General features: G+C 68.7%; 1 protein-coding gene. It reads left to right on the forward strand.

The genetic code is table 11. From position 1 onward, the window contains the following. Window positions 1-108: 108 nt before the first annotated feature. On the forward strand, window positions 109-890 hold a 782-nt coding region (locus EN738_RS34665; RefSeq protein ID WP_145967063.1), incomplete at its 3' end, for an SDR family oxidoreductase.

The following is an 890-nucleotide window of genomic DNA, read 5'->3' on the forward strand; positions in this document are numbered from 1 at the left end:
TCTACCCGATACCGAGTTCGCCGAGCGCGCCGCCACCGCGCTGGCAACCGAAGATGATATGACAGTGCGCGACGAATGGCTGTCGGCCCTGCCAGCAAAGGTCCATGCATGAGTGAAAAGCAGTTCTTCGTCTTTGGTGCCGGCTATTCCGGCAAGGCCTTCGCCCGCGCCAATCGCGACGCCGCAACGATCCACGGCACGACGCGCTCGCCGGAGAAGTTCGCGGCGCTCGCCCAGGCCGGCATCGCGCCGCTGCGCTTCGACGGCGCGCTGACCGCCGAGATCGGCGAGGCCTTGAAAACGACCACGCATCTGATCGTCTCGGTGGCGCCGGAAGAGGCCGGCGACCCGGTGCTCGGCGCCGCGCGCGAGGCGATCGCAGCGATGCCGGCCCTGGAATGGATCGCCTATCTCTCCACCGTCGGCGTCTATGGCGACCATGGCGGCGGCTGGGTGGACGAGAGGGCCGAGTGCCGACCGGTGTCGAAGCGCTCGGTGATGCGGGTGGCCGCCGAACAGGAGTGGCTGAAGCTCGGCCAGGAGATCGGCCGGCCGGTGGCGATCCTGCGCCTCTCCGGCATCTACGGTCCGGGCCGCAACGCGCTGGTCAACCTGGCCGACGGCACCGCCAGACGGCTGGTCAAGCCCGGCCAGGTGTTCAACCGCATCCATTGCGACGACATCGCCGGCGCGCTCTGGCATCTGGCCGGGAAAAATCGCGGCGGCATCTTCAACGTCACCGACGACGAGCCGGCGCCGCCGCAGGATGTCGTCGCCTATGCCGCCGGCCTGATGGGCGTCGAGCCGCCGCCGGAAATCGCCTTCAAGACGGCGCAGCTTTCGCCGATGGCGCGCTCCTTCTACGGCGAGAACAAGCGCGTCTCCAACGC

Source organism: Mesorhizobium sp. M4B.F.Ca.ET.017.02.2.1, from assembly GCF_003998955.1.
Taxonomy (GTDB): domain Bacteria; phylum Pseudomonadota; class Alphaproteobacteria; order Rhizobiales; family Rhizobiaceae; genus Mesorhizobium; species Mesorhizobium abyssinicae.